The following is a 12,538-nucleotide window of genomic DNA, read 5'->3' as shown; positions in this document are numbered from 1 at the left end:
CCCGACCGGGCGAATCGTATGCGGCGTGATGCCCTGCGGCTCGCAGGACACGGGGCCTGACCTGATTATACGGAGACCGCCGCCGCGCGCCAGTGTTCGCCGGGCCGGCGTGACGCAGGCCACACGGGCCGTCGCGCACATTTTCCTTGACTTCGGCCGGCCTCGAACTAATATACGCACCGCGTATATTTCTCATCAGGTGCCGCCGATGACCGTTCCCCAGCAAGCCTTCCTGCGCGACGCGATGCGCCGCCTCAACATGACCCGCGAAGCGTTCGCGAACCGCATCGGCGTCAGCCGCCGTGCGCTGGACACGTGGCTGTTGCCCGACGATTCGCAGGAATCGCGCGGCATGCCCGAGATCGTCGAGCGATTCGTGTCGGAAATCGTCGAACGCCCGGCACCGGATGGCGGGGACTATACGCAAAGCGTAGAAAAGCAGGGGCTCGCAAAGCAATTCCTGTTCGAAGGCAAGCCGCAGCTGATTTCCGTGGACCAGTTCTCCCGGGATTCGGTCGAGGCGCTGTTCCGCGTCGCCGACGTGATGCAGCCGATCGCGCGCCGCCACAAGATCTCCCGCGTGCTCGAAGGCGCCGTGCTCGGCAACCTGTTCTTCGAGGCCAGCACGCGCACCCGCGTGTCGTTCGGCGCGGCTTTCTGCCGGCTCGGCGGCTCGGTATGCGACACGACCGGCTTCACATTCTCGTCGATGGCCAAGGGCGAATCGATCTACGACACGAGCCGCGTGATGGCCGGCTACGTCGACGCGCTCGTGATCCGCCACCCGGAGAAAGGCTCGGTTGCGGAGTTCGCGCGCGCGACCAACCTGCCGGTGATCAACGGCGGCGACGGCCCGGGCGAGCACCCGAGCCAGGCGCTCCTCGATCTCTATACGATCCAGCGCGAGTTCTCGCGACTCGGCAAGATCGTCGACGGCGCGCATATCGCGCTCGTCGGCGACCTGAAATACGGCCGCACCGTGCACTCGCTCGTCAAGCTGCTCGCACTGTACCGCGGGCTGAAGTTCACGCTCGTGTCGCCGCCGACGCTCGAAATGCCCGCGTACATCATCGACCAGATCGCGACGAACGGCCACGTGGTCGAGCAGACGAACGACCTCGCGGCCGGGCTGCGCGGCACGGACGTCGTCTACGCGACGCGGATCCAGAAGGAGCGTTTCACCGACGAGTCGTTCGAAGGCTACACGCCGGATTTCCAGATCAACCAGGCGCTCGTCGATTCCGTGTGCAAACCCGACACGCTGATCATGCACCCGCTGCCGCGCGACAGCCGGCCCGGCGCGAACGACCTGTCGGTCGACCTGAACCGCGATCCGCGCCTCGCGATCTTCCGGCAAACCGACAACGGCATTCCGGTGCGGATGGCGATCTTCGCGGTGCTGCTCGGCGTCGAGAATCTGGTTCAACATTCGATGCGCGATGCGACGTGGCGCCCACCGGCTTACCTCGGGCCGGAGGATGCGGTGTTTCACGGGATCGATTGACCCGCATCCAGTGTCGCGCCCATCCGGTCTTGAGACTGCTTCGGCTCAAGGGCCGCGCACAGAAGTAACGCTCACGACGCGCCGCCTTGTACGGCGCGTTTTTCATTTTCGATGCGGATAATGCGGGAGCGGCCGGCCCCCGCGTCAGCTGGCCCGCGGGGTCGATCACGCACAAGCCCGCCGCAGCGAACGGCGCGACGTCGCGTGTGGCCACGATCAAGCCGTTCGCTGCGGCCGTCGTGGCGATAAAGCTATTGGCCGATGCCAGCGCGTTGCCCGTCGCACGAGCCTTCGCACGAAGGCTCGCATATGCTTTGCTGGCTGCATCAGCGAACGCCAGGACCAGGCCGCGAAACAGCGGCATGATGCGCTCCTCGATGCTCTGTTGCAGCCAGTCCCGCCTCCGCCCCTCCGGCGACACCGCCACGCCGCCACGCCGCCACGGCGAATCGCATTTCCGCGAGACCGATTCGACCATCCTGCCCGCCCCGCAAGCGTTCAAACCCTCTGCAACATTCGTCAACACTCTCATCACAAATGCAAACACGAACGCTTCTCATTTACTTATAAATTACATAGAATGCCGCCTGAAACCAAATCGTAATAATTCCCGACGGCGTGCACATTCCCGTGGCGCGTCGTTCCGGGGGCCACACCGCGAGGTCGAAGCGCATCATGAAGTCCCGTCCTGAAGAGCTGAAGCTCGGCAAATTCACCACCCTGTGCAGCGTGCTCGCCGCGAGCCCGGCGTTCGCCGACGGCACGCCGCCGCCCGCACCGGTCAGCACCGAAGGCCATCTCGCGCCGATCGAGGTCCAGGGCAAGACCGAGCACAGCTACAAGGCCGACTTCTCCGCATCCACGAAATTCACCGCGCCGCTCGTCGACACGCCGAAGTCCGTGACCGTGATCCCGCAAGAGCTGATCCAGAACAGCGGTGCGGCGACGCTGACCGAAGCGCTGCGCACCGTGCCGGGCATCACGTTCGGCGCCGGCGAAGGCGGCAACCCGCTCGGCGATCGTCCGTTCATCCGCGGCTACGACACGCAAGGCAGCATGTTCGTCGATGGGTTGCGCGACACGGGCGCGACCACGCGCGAGATCTTCAACACCGAGCGCGTCGAGATCACCAAGGGCTCCGACGGTGCATACGGCGGCCGCGGCGGCGCGGGCGGCAGCATCAACCTGATCACGAAAGCGCCGCACCTCGGGACGACGGCTGCCGCGAGCGCCGGCCTCGGCACCGACCGCTACCGCCGCTTCACCGCCGACGGCAACTGGCAGTTCGCCGATCACGCGGCGTTCCGACTGAACCTGATGAGCCACAACAACGACGTCGCCGGCCGCGACGCCGTCAACAACGAGCGCTGGGGTGTTGCGCCGTCGATCGCGTTCGGTCTCGGCACGCCGACGCGCGTGACCGCGAGCTACTACCACCTGTCGACAGACGACCTGCCCGACGGCGGCATTCCGTACTTCTACACGACGGCGAACAAGCCCGCGAACGTCGACACGATCCATCCGGCGCCCGTCGACCGCCACAACTTCTACGGCCTGATCGACCGCGACTTCCGCAAGACCACGTCGGACATCAGCACGATCAGGATCGAGCACGACATCACGCCGAACCTGACGATGCGCAACACCACGCGCTACACGGAATCGACGCAGGACTACATCTGGACGCAGCCCGACGACAGCCAGGGCAACGTGGTCAACGGCAAGGTCTGGCGCCGCAACAACAACCGCAACAGCTCGATCAACAGCCTCGCGAACCTGACCGAACTGTTCGGCGAATTCCGCACCGGCCCGTTCAAGCACAGCTTCACGACCGGCATCGAGCTGTCGCGCGAATGGGGCAAGCGCGATTCGTACACGGTCGCGACCGACAAGGGCACGATCTGTCAGAAAGGCATCGGCGCGCCGTCCGGCTACAACTGCACGAGCCTGTGGTCGCCGAACCCGAACGATCCGTGGGCCGGTTCCGTCACGCGCAACAACGACTATGCGCATGCGCGAACCACGACCAAGTCGATCTACGGCTTCGACACGATCGAGCTCACGCCGCGCTGGCAAGTCAACGCCGGCGTGCGCGTCGACGACTACTCGACCCGCTTCACCGACACCAGGGCGAACGGCGGCAAGACCTACACGCGCGACGACACGCTCGTGAACTGGCAGGCCGGCGTCGTGTTCAAGCCCGCGCGGAACGGCAGCGTCTACGCGTCGTATGCGACGTCGTCGACGCCGGCCGGCATGCTGCTCGGCGAAGGCAGCGAAACGCAGTCGCTCACGCCCGGTCGCGGCGGCGTCGGGGCGAACGCCGATCAGCTGTCGCCCGAGAAGAACCGCAGCATCGAACTCGGCACGAAGTGGAACGTGCTCGACGACAAGCTGTCGCTGACCGCCGCGCTGTTCCAGATCGACACGACGAACGCGCGCGTGACGCTGCCGAACAACCAGTACGCGATGGTCGGCAACAAGCGCGTGCAGGGTCTCGAACTCGGTGTCGCGGGCCAGATCACGAAGCAGTGGCAGGTGTTCGGCGGCTATACGTACATGAAGAGCGAGCTGCGCGACAACGGCAAGGATGCCGCGAACAACGGCCACCGGTTCCCCAATACGCCGAAGCACAGCCTGACGATGTGGTCGAACTACGACGTGACGCCGAAGTTCACCGTCGGCGGCGGCGCGTTCTACATGTCGGAAGTGTTCGGCGATCCCGCGAACCTGCGTGCGGTGCCGTCGTACTGGCGCTTCGACGCGATGGCGCAATACCGGATCAACAAGAAGCTCGATCTGCAACTGAACGTGAACAATCTGTTCAACCGCACGTATTTCGATCAGGCGTATCCGGCGCACTATGCGTCGATCGCGCCGGGCCGCTCCGCGTTCGTCACGCTGAACGCGCGCTACTGATCGATGGAGACCGTCTCGCTGAAGGCGCTCGCGTCGGTGTCGCCGCGCGCGTTCGCCGACATCCTGGCCGGGCCGCCCGAGCGCGCCGCGGCGTGGGTCGCGGCAGCCGCCGAAAACGGGATCGTCGACGCGCAAGCCGTCTACGGCCAGTACCTGCTCGACGGGCACGGCGTCGCGCGCGATCCGGCCGCCGCATTCGGCTGGTTCCGGCATGCGGCACGAGCCGGTCACCCGATGGCGATGAACATGCTCGGCCGCTGCTACGAGTTCGGCTGGGGTACGGCCGCATGCGCACCGGTGGCCGTGTACTGGTACCGGCTCGCCGCGCAGGCCGGCCTCGACTGGGGCATGTACAACCATGCGACGGCGCTCGCGCTCGGCAACGGCATCGCCGAGGATCGCGCCGCCGCGCTCGACTGGTTTCGCCGCGCCGCTGCGCTCGGCCATGCGAAGTCGATCAACCTGATCGGCGGCTTCTACGAGGACGGCTGGGTCGTGGCCGTCGATGTCGACGCCGCGTTCGACCACTATCGCCGCGCCGCCGAGGCCGGTGATTTTCGCGGCCAGTTCAACTACGCGCGACTGCTCGCCGATCGCGGGCGCGTTGACGAAGCCCTCGTCTGGCTCGCGCGCGTGCCGGCCACCGCCACCCCCGCATTCGTCGCGAAGATGCGCGCGTATCTCGCGTCGTCGCCGCTCGATGCGTTGCGCGTGGCGGCGCTGCAGCTGCCGCCTCATGGCATGGAGTCCGAATCATGATGCTTCATATCCCCGGCGTGCTGACCAAGGCGCAGGTCGCGCAATGCCGCGAAATGCTCGATGCCGTCGACTGGATCGACGGCAACGCAACGTCCGGCACGCAGTCGGCGCTCGCGAAACGCAACCGGCAGTTGCCGGAAGGTTCGCCGGTCGCGCGCGCGGTCGGCGATGCGATCCAGGATGCGCTGGCCCGGCATCCGCTGTTCTTTTCGGCGGCGCTGCCGCTCAAGGTGTTTCCGCCGCTGTTCAATCGCTACGAAGGCGGCGAGGCGTTCGGCACGCATGTCGACAACGCGATCCGGCTGCTGCGCGGTACGGATTTTCGCGTGCGCAGCGACCTGTCGGCGACGTTGTTTCTCGAGGAACCGCACGCGTACGACGGCGGCGAGCTGTGCGTGGAAGATACATATGGCGTGCATCGCGCGAAGCTGCCGGCGGGCGATCTCGTGCTGTATCCGGCGTCGAGCCTGCATCGCGTGACGCCCGTGACGCGCGGGGAACGTGTCGCGTCGTTCTTCTGGATCCAGAGCATGGTGCGCGACGACGGCGATCGCACGCTGCTGTTCCAGCTCGATACGCAGATTCAGGCGTTGTCGGCCGAAAAAGGCGCGAAGGATCCGATGGTCATTTCACTGACGGGGATTTATCACAACCTGTTGAGGAAGTGGGCGGATGCGTAGGGTGGCTTTTCGGTAGAAATTAATGCGCATGCACGCGAGTAGCGCCCGAGCGTTGGCAGCGTAATCGATTACATATCCGACGTTACAAAATCGAGATAGCATGCCCTCCGAATTTGAGCTATGTTCTTATGGTATGACAATTAGACATTATGAATTAGCGCCAATCGGTGGAAATTGCATGATGCCAAAATCCTGCCTGGCGATTTCGGCGTATCCATTTTAAGGAGACGATTATGAACACGGACGTGATCGACGTTTTGGTAGCAATCGACACGGAGGCGATCGTAAAATCGGTTGGATTCGACAATAGCGCCTCCAATCCTTCTACGGTGGATCCCTCGCATGTTTCCATTGCCGGAAGCGGCCAGAGTGCCAAGGATAACAACCTTTCTTTCAACTCACTGGATCCGGTCTATTGGCGGGCCTCTGCAATTGGTCTTGGTGACCCATGCGAAATTTATGATTTCGTCGGCACTGACGAAGTAATCACTCAGCCACAATTAGAGTCGCTTAACGGAACAACGCTCACCCCGAACCCAGAAAACCCGAGTGAGCCAACCGTGAACAACAATATAAAACTATGGCACTGGAAATCTACCGCAGGCCGCAAGGGACAAGCCACATGCGGGATTCGCTTCGTAATAATTGGGCGCGAAGGCCGACAGACCGGTTACTACCAGTGCAATATATCAATCACGACTAGTTGACGGACTGCAGTTCATTCCGTGGCGCTCATTCTTCACCGCGGCGAGGGAGCGCCACTCAATACGATCCATCCACTCATTCGTTCCAACCTGCCTGCACAATCGCGCGAAGTTCCGCCATTTCCCCTGTGGCACGTCGGGTTCGGGTGAGCACCGCGATAGCGGCGTCCGAATTCCTGGCGTTCGCCACGACTCACCGTATCCAGGTCGGGCAGCGCCTTGTTCTGACGGACTCTGCTTGCCCTGTCGAGCGCGTCCCGATCGCGCCGCATCTCCCCGAGCCTCCGAAAGCTCGTGCGCATGCAACTTCGACAATCAGGCATTGCGTTGCCGGTCGCGCGACCGACCGCTTGCGGCGTCGCCCGTCGGCGATCTCCGGTAAAGCCGTGCCACGATTGAAAACGTCGGCCAAGACCGTCCCGCTCGTCGCTTGCATCAGGTCGCCACGCCGATCTAAAATGACCATCGTCAAATGACCATGCTCAGATCATGATGCCGCACGCTCCCGTATCGAAATCCGAATTCAAGGCCCGCGCACTCGAATACTTCCGGCTTGTCGAGGCGTCGGGCGAAAGCCTCATCGTTACCGACCACGGCAAGCCGACGCTGGAAATCCGGCCCTATCACGCGAGCGAAGCCCAGCCATTGGACATGTTGCGCGGCTCGGTCATGCGCTACGACAATCCTCTCGATCCGATTGCGGAAGATGATTGGGAGGCGTCGCGGTGATCGTGCTGGATACGCATGCATTGGTGTGGTGGGTAGCGGGCGATCCGTCGCTCAGCAAGAAGGCCCGCAGCGCAATCGATCGCGCGCGCGGCGAAGGCACGCTCGCCGCGTCCGCGATCTCCGCATGGGAAATCGCGATGCTGGTGCGCAACGAACGCCTCGCGCTGACGATGGACGTCGATGCGTGGCTCGCGACGGTCGCGCAAATCGACGGCATGCGCTTCGTGCCAGTCGACGCCGACATCGCCGCGAAGTCCACCGCCCTGCCCGGCACGTTCCACAAGGATCCGGCCGATCGCATGATCGTCGCCACCGCGCGGCGGCTCGGCGCGCCGCTCGTCACGCGCGACGAAAAGATTCGTGCGTATGCGCACGTGAAGACGCTCTGGTGACCGTCATCTACCCGTCGGCCAAATTCACGCACCGACGGAGCGTGACTTCGGCCGACAGGCGATTCGTCTGACCGAACCGATGGCGACGCTCTTGCGAAACCGTCCGCTATCGATCAACGCACCGCCCCATACCGGTTTCACGCATTACCACGCGAATAGTGGCATTGGCAGCGCTACGACCGCGATTGCCTCGCGATGCAAAGCGAATCGCTCGCCATATCCAGCCCTGTCGAGCACACTCTGCTCGACGAAGCTGCCCGCGGACATTCTTTCCGGCGGCAATGCGCACGCATCGGTAACATCCGCACTTGCCGATCCCCGCCCACTCCCGCACAATCGGCCCACCTGCCTTCCTCCCCCCGCGCCGATGTCCTATGCGTCACTCGCCACCGGCGTCCTGCTCGCCGGCGGTCTCGGTCAACGCTTCGACCCAAGCGGTCTGCACAGCAAGCTGCTCGCGCTGCTTCCCGACGGCACGCCGGTTGCGGTCGCGGCTGCCCGTCGCCTCGCCGCGGCCACGGCCGACGTGATCGCCGTCGTGCGCCCCGGCGCGGAAAAACTCGCGATTCTGCTGAACGAAGCCGGCTGCCAGGTCGTCTACGCGCCCGACGCGATGCGCGGCATGGGCGCGAGCCTCGCAGCCGGCGTCCGCGCGACGCCGGAAGCAACCGGCTGGCTGGTCGCGCTCGGCGACATGCCGTGGATCGCGGCATCTACCTACGAAATGCTCACGCGCGCGCTCGACGCCGATGACGCATCGATCGTCGCCCCCGTCCATCGCGGCGTACGCGGTCATCCGGTCGGCTTCGCCGCGCACCATTACGATGCGCTGGCCGCGCTCGACGGCGATACGGGTGCCCGCGCGTTGTTCGCAAGCACACCGGTCAACCTGCTCGACGTCGACGATCCCGGCATCCTTCGCGACGTCGACACGCCTGCGGATCTGCGCTGACATCGGAACGCACCGGCCGCACCGCACATCGTGGATGCCGGCCTTCGCGCGATCCGGCGCGATACCTGCAGAGGCTCGCATATCGCCGGCAATCCGCATGCCGCTGCGAGAATCCCGCTGCAAACACCCGCCCGATTGCCTATAACGGAGACGAGGCACGCCCGCCGCGCCACCGCCGCCACGCATTACGCGAGTTTCCCATGGACCACACGACCCCGACGCCCGAGCCCCCGGCCGACCCGAACCGCGATCCGGAAGACGATCCGTTGTCGCCACCGCCACCGGGGCATCCTCACGACAACCCGCAGCAACCCGACGGACCGCCGAGCAAGGACCCGGTCTAGCCGGCATCCGCCGGTGCCATCCGACCTGCTCCGACATTCGCCCCGACAAGCGACGGCCACTGCCGTGCGAGTGCCGCCGCTCGCGCCCGCTACCGCGCCGTATACCCGCCGTCGATGGCCAGCGACACGCCGCTGATCATCGACGCCGCGTCGCTGAGCAGGAACAGGATCGGCTCGACCACCTCGTCCGGTTCCGCGAATCGCCCGAGCGGAATCGCCGCGAGCATCGGCGCGCGCTTCTCCGGCTCGCTCCACGCGAACTGCGCCATTGGCGTGAGCGTAACGGTCGGGTTCACGCTGTTCACGCGGATTCCGTGCGCGCCGAGTTCGATGCAGAGCACACGCGTCACCGCATCGAGCGCCGCCTTCGATGCGCAATAGCTCAGATGCGCCGGCAGGCCGACGAGCGCGGCCTGGCTCGATACGTTGACGATACTGCCCCGCGCGCATGCCGCGCCGCGCCCCGCGCGTTCGATCATCTTCCGCGCGACGGCCCGCGCAACCAGCGCCGCGCCGCGCGCATTGACGGCCATCACGCGATCGAAGTGCGCCGCACTCACCTCGAGCGCCGGTTCGAGCGACGCGATCCCCGCGCAATTGACGAGCCCGTCGAACGCATCATGCACGGCGAGCGCCGCATCGATCGCGTGTTCGTCGCCGCCGATATCGATGCGCAAGGTTTCGCATGCGATCTCGCCCGCAAGCGAATCGAGCGCGGCCACATCGCGCCCCGCCGCGACGACCCGCGCACCTGCATAGGCCAGCGCAACCGCGCAAGCGCGCCCGATCCCGCTCGACGCACCGGTGACGAGCACTCGCGCACCGCTGAAATCGAATCGTGTCTTCATGATGATGCGCGCAGTTCGTGCATGATCGGCTTGAGTGCCGGATACAACGCCGTATAAAGCGCGAAGCGCGCCGCATACGCGTTCGCGCGCGCGGCATCGGGACGCGCGCGTTCGACGAGCGTGACCCAGCCGCCCTGCGCGTCGCCGTGCGACACCAGCCCCGCGCCGACGCCCGCGAGCAACGCGGCGCCCATCGCGGCTTCGACGTCCTGCTCGATCGTCCATACCGGAAAACCGGTCACGTCCGCGATGATCTGCATCCATAGCGCCGAATGCGCGGCGCCGCCGACGACGATCAACCGGTCGTCCAGCGCCACCGCGCCGCGCCGGCCGGCCTCGATGTTGTGACGCAGCGCGAACGCGACGCCTTCCAGCACCGCGCGATACAGGTGCGCGCGTGTGTGCGCGAGGCTCAGTCCGACGAATGCACCGCTCGCCTTCGCGTCCCACACCGGGCTGCGTTCGCCCATCAGGTACGGCAGGAACAGCACGCCGTCCGCGCCGGGCGGCACGCTTTCGGCCGCTTCCTCGAGCAGCACGTGCGGGTCGCCGTGCGGCAGCAATCGCGCCGCATCGATCTCCGTATGACAGAACTGATCCCGGAACCACGCGACCGATGCACCGGCCGTGATCGCGCCGCCGAACACGTACAGGTCGCGCTGACCGTTGAACACGTGCGGCATGCTGACGAGCCCGTGCCGCGCATCGACGTGCTGGTTCACGTAGCCCCAGCACATGCTGGTGCCGATCATCGCGACATGCTGGCCGGTGCGCGTCGCACCGGCCGCGAAGGTCGCGACGGCCGCATCCACGCCGCCCGCGACGACCGGCGTGCCGGCCGGCAGGCCGAGCCGTTCCGTCCATTGCGACAGCAGCCCGCCGACGACGTCGGTCGATTCGACGAGCCGCTCGGGCATCATGGTCGCGGGGATGCCGAGCATGTCGAGTGCATCGTCGGACCACTCGCGGCGCGCGACGTCGTACACGCCGCCGATGTTGCCGGCCGAACTGTGCTCGACCGCGACTTCGCCGGTCAACAGATAGATCACGTACGCGTTCGGCGGCAGGAAATAACGCACATTCGCCCACACATCAGGGCGCTGCTCGCGCAGCCACAGCATCTTGGTGAACCCGTAGTAGCTGTCGACGCCGTTGCCTGTGATCACGCGCAGCCGCTCGACGTTCACGTTCTCGTTCACCCAGTCGACCTCCGCGGTCGCGCGCCGGTCCATCCAGATCAGGCACGGGTGCAGCGGCCGCATGTCGCGGTCGACCGGAATGCCGGAGCCGCCGTACAGGCTGCTCACGCACATGGCGCGGATCGCGTCGGCCGGCACGCCGTGCGCGCGCGCGTCGCTCACGCAGCCCGCGATGCAGTCGAGCACCGCATCGAACCACACCTGCGGCCACTGCTCGGCCCACAGCGGGCGCGGCGTGTCGGGCTGGTAGCCGGCCGAACGGCGCGCGACGATCGTGCCATGCCGGTCGACGAGCAGCGCCTTGGTGCTCTGCGTGCCGATGTCGACGCCTATCACGTATTCCATGGTGTCTCCGGTGAGGGATCGCACGAGCCGTCGTTCAACGCGCCGGCTTCAGCAGCACCTTGATCGATTCGGGCGACTTCGCGACGCGGATCGCTTCGTCCCAGTCCTCCAGCGCGAAGCCGTGCGTGACGATGCCTTTCGACGTGACGAGTCCGCGCGCGAGCAGGTCGATCGCGACCGGATAGCAATATGGCCCCAGATGCGCACCGCGCACGTCGAGCTCCTTGCGATCGCCGATGATCGACCAGTCGGCGGTCGTGTCCTCGCCGAACACGCTGAACTCGACGAACCGGCCGAGCTTGCGGATCAGTTCCAGCCCCTGGTTCACGCCGACCGGCGCGCCGGTCGTCTCGATGTACACGTCGCATCCGTAGCCGTCGGTCAGCGCGCGGACGATCTCGCGCGCATCGTCGCGCGTCGGATTGATCGTCACGTCCGCGCCGTATTGCCGCGCGAGTTCGAGCCGCTCGTCGATCAGGTCGATCACGACGAGCTTCTTCGGCGTCTTCAGGTGCGCGACCTGCGTCATCATCAGGCCGAGCGGGCCCGCGCCCGCGATCACCACGACGTCGTCGAGCTGAAGGTCGCCACGGTTCACGGTATGGATCGCGCACGACAGCGGCTCGATGATCGCCGCATCCTCGAGCGACACACCCAGCGGAATCCTGTGCACGATCGCCGTCGGCGGAATGCGCATGTACTCGGCCATCCCGCCGTCGGCGACCTCGCGCTGGAAGCCGAAGATGTTGTGCACCTCGCACATCCAGTATTGGCCCGACTTGCAGTAGCGGCACTTTCCGCACGGCACGATCTGCTCGGCGATCACGCGGTCGCCCAGTGCGACGCCGAAATGCTCGGCCGCGCCGTCGCCGAGCGCTTCCACGTAGCCGAAGAATTCGTGACCGGGAATCACGGGCGCCTTTACCCATGGGCTCGGGCCGCCCCAGAACATTTTCGCGCCCGTGTAGCATTTGCAATCGCTCGCGCAGATCCCGCACGCGACGATGCGGATCACGAGCTCGTTCGCGCCCGCGCGCGGCTTCGCGACCTGCTCGACGCGGTAATCCTCGGGGCCGTGGCAAACCACCGCGGTCATGCGCGGCTGGGCTTCGGGTGTCGTCATGAGTTGTCTCTTCCGTTGATGTTTCGGATGTCTGATGAAT

At 65.6% G+C, this 12,538-nt stretch carries 12 protein-coding genes; 9 read left to right on the top strand and 3 right to left on the bottom strand.

Annotated features, from left to right (window positions below; genetic code table 11):
* Positions 1 to 208 precede the first annotated feature (208 nt).
* From WS66_RS03665 to WS66_RS34020, 9 genes are all read left to right on the top strand, one after another.
* A complete protein-coding gene (locus WS66_RS03665) occupies positions 209 to 1,504 on the top strand; it encodes an aspartate carbamoyltransferase (RefSeq protein WP_059600056.1) in 1,296 nt (431 codons plus the stop codon).
* Between the two features lie 675 nt (positions 1,505 to 2,179).
* On the top strand, positions 2,180 to 4,423 hold the full coding sequence (locus WS66_RS03655) for a TonB-dependent receptor (RefSeq protein ID WP_059600057.1): 2,244 nt from the start codon (positions 2,180 to 2,182) through the stop codon (positions 4,421 to 4,423).
* A gap of 3 nt (positions 4,424 to 4,426) precedes the next feature.
* Positions 4,427 to 5,182, top strand: a complete 756-nt coding sequence (locus WS66_RS03650; protein WP_059600058.1) for a tetratricopeptide repeat protein — start codon at positions 4,427 to 4,429, stop codon at positions 5,180 to 5,182.
* On the top strand, positions 5,179 to 5,862 hold the full coding sequence (locus WS66_RS03645; RefSeq protein WP_059600059.1) for a Fe2+-dependent dioxygenase: 684 nt from the start codon (positions 5,179 to 5,181) through the stop codon (positions 5,860 to 5,862). The genes WS66_RS03650 and WS66_RS03645 overlap by 4 nt, the downstream gene beginning before the upstream one ends.
* 233 nt (positions 5,863 to 6,095) lie before the next feature.
* Positions 6,096 to 6,569: an AidA/PixA family protein gene (locus WS66_RS03640; RefSeq protein ID WP_082728873.1), complete on the top strand. Its 474-nt coding sequence runs from the start codon at positions 6,096 to 6,098 to the stop codon at positions 6,567 to 6,569.
* Between the two features lie 486 nt (positions 6,570 to 7,055).
* Positions 7,056 to 7,295, top strand: a complete 240-nt coding sequence (locus tag WS66_RS03635; protein ID WP_082728874.1) for a type II toxin-antitoxin system Phd/YefM family antitoxin — start codon at positions 7,056 to 7,058, stop codon at positions 7,293 to 7,295.
* On the top strand, positions 7,292 to 7,687 hold the full coding sequence (locus WS66_RS03630) for a type II toxin-antitoxin system VapC family toxin (protein WP_006759143.1): 396 nt from the start codon (positions 7,292 to 7,294) through the stop codon (positions 7,685 to 7,687). Before WS66_RS03635 ends, WS66_RS03630 begins: the two co-directional genes overlap by 4 nt.
* A 367-nt stretch (positions 7,688 to 8,054) precedes the next feature.
* The gene (locus tag WS66_RS03625; RefSeq protein WP_059600060.1) at positions 8,055 to 8,639 is read left to right on the top strand and encodes a nucleotidyltransferase family protein; all 585 of its coding nucleotides are present in this window, start codon (positions 8,055 to 8,057) and stop codon (positions 8,637 to 8,639) included.
* A gap of 200 nt (positions 8,640 to 8,839) precedes the next feature.
* Positions 8,840 to 8,983 carry a hypothetical protein gene (locus tag WS66_RS34020; protein ID WP_179955245.1) on the top strand — a complete coding sequence of 48 codons (144 nt, stop codon included), beginning with the start codon at positions 8,840 to 8,842 and terminating at the stop codon, positions 8,981 to 8,983.
* Positions 8,984 to 9,072: 89 nt separating this feature from the next.
* Here WS66_RS34020 and WS66_RS03620 read toward each other — a convergent pair whose 3' ends face one another.
* Genes WS66_RS03620 through WS66_RS03610 form a run of 3 tightly spaced genes read right to left on the bottom strand, consistent with a single transcriptional unit; the run spans position 9,073 to position 12,498 of the window.
* A complete protein-coding gene (locus tag WS66_RS03620) occupies positions 9,073 to 9,831 on the bottom strand; it encodes an SDR family oxidoreductase (protein WP_059600061.1) in 759 nt (252 codons plus the stop codon).
* Positions 9,828 to 11,375 carry an FGGY-family carbohydrate kinase gene (locus WS66_RS03615; protein WP_059600062.1) on the bottom strand — a complete coding sequence of 516 codons (1,548 nt, stop codon included), beginning with the start codon at positions 11,373 to 11,375 and terminating at the stop codon, positions 9,828 to 9,830. Before WS66_RS03615 ends, WS66_RS03620 begins: the two co-directional genes overlap by 4 nt.
* Before the next feature lie 34 nt (positions 11,376 to 11,409).
* Complete coding sequence (locus tag WS66_RS03610; protein WP_059600063.1) at positions 11,410 to 12,498, bottom strand: alcohol dehydrogenase catalytic domain-containing protein; 1,089 nt, start codon at positions 12,496 to 12,498, stop codon at positions 11,410 to 11,412.
* Between the last annotated feature and the right edge of the window lie 40 nt (positions 12,499 to 12,538).

The organism is Burkholderia sp. LA-2-3-30-S1-D2, from assembly GCF_001523915.2.
Taxonomy (GTDB): Bacteria; Pseudomonadota; Gammaproteobacteria; order Burkholderiales; family Burkholderiaceae; genus Burkholderia; species Burkholderia diffusa.
Note: the sequence above shows the minus strand (reverse complement) of the source record. Positions and strands in the feature narration are given on the sequence as shown.

Excerpts from the sequence above, each read along its gene's own strand:
- WS66_RS03665 (WP_059600056.1), top strand. The coding sequence starts at position 209 with ATGACCGTTCCCCAGCAAGCCTTCCTGCGCGACGCGATGCGCCGCCTC.
- WS66_RS03655 (WP_059600057.1), top strand. The coding sequence starts at position 2,180 with ATGAAGTCCCGTCCTGAAGAGCTGAAGCTCGGCAAATTCACCACCCTG.
- WS66_RS03650 (WP_059600058.1), top strand. The coding sequence starts at position 4,427 with ATGGAGACCGTCTCGCTGAAGGCGCTCGCGTCGGTGTCGCCGCGCGCG.
- WS66_RS03645 (WP_059600059.1), top strand. The coding sequence starts at position 5,179 with ATGATGCTTCATATCCCCGGCGTGCTGACCAAGGCGCAGGTCGCGCAA.
- WS66_RS03640 (WP_082728873.1), top strand. The coding sequence starts at position 6,096 with ATGAACACGGACGTGATCGACGTTTTGGTAGCAATCGACACGGAGGCG.
- WS66_RS03635 (WP_082728874.1), top strand. The coding sequence starts at position 7,056 with ATGATGCCGCACGCTCCCGTATCGAAATCCGAATTCAAGGCCCGCGCA.
- WS66_RS03625 (WP_059600060.1), top strand. The coding sequence starts at position 8,055 with ATGTCCTATGCGTCACTCGCCACCGGCGTCCTGCTCGCCGGCGGTCTC.
- WS66_RS34020 (WP_179955245.1), top strand. The coding sequence starts at position 8,840 with ATGGACCACACGACCCCGACGCCCGAGCCCCCGGCCGACCCGAACCGC.
- WS66_RS03620 (WP_059600061.1), bottom strand. The coding sequence starts at position 9,831 with ATGAAGACACGATTCGATTTCAGCGGTGCGCGAGTGCTCGTCACCGGT.
- WS66_RS03615 (WP_059600062.1), bottom strand. The coding sequence starts at position 11,375 with ATGGAATACGTGATAGGCGTCGACATCGGCACGCAGAGCACCAAGGCG.
- WS66_RS03610 (WP_059600063.1), bottom strand. The coding sequence starts at position 12,498 with ATGACGACACCCGAAGCCCAGCCGCGCATGACCGCGGTGGTTTGCCAC.